This is a genomic window from Neobacillus niacini, from assembly GCF_000759675.1.
GTDB classification, from domain to species: domain Bacteria; phylum Bacillota; class Bacilli; order Bacillales; family Cytobacillaceae; genus Neobacillus; species Neobacillus niacini_A.
Window position 1 is genome coordinate 1 of sequence record NZ_BAWM01000074.1, and the last position, 203, is coordinate 203.

The following is a 203-nucleotide window of genomic DNA, read 5'->3' on the forward strand; positions in this document are numbered from 1 at the left end:
GCGGTAACGTGTGGAGCTGACTGATACTAATCGTTCGAGGACTTAACCAATTTTTAAAGCGAACTCGTTTTACAACTTCTTCTGGTTATCTAGTTTTGAGGGAATGAAACCTCTAAAAAAGTCTGGTAATAATGGCGAGAAGGTCACACCCGTTCCCATACCGAACACGGAAGTTAAGCTTCTCAGCGCCGATGGTAGTTGGG

At 44.3% G+C, this 203-nt stretch carries 1 rRNA gene; it reads left to right on the forward strand.

Annotated elements, in window-relative coordinates:
* Nucleotides 1-121: 121 nt before the first annotated feature.
* Nucleotides 122-203 (forward strand): 5S ribosomal RNA (gene rrf / locus TR08_RS19555); the annotation flags it as partial.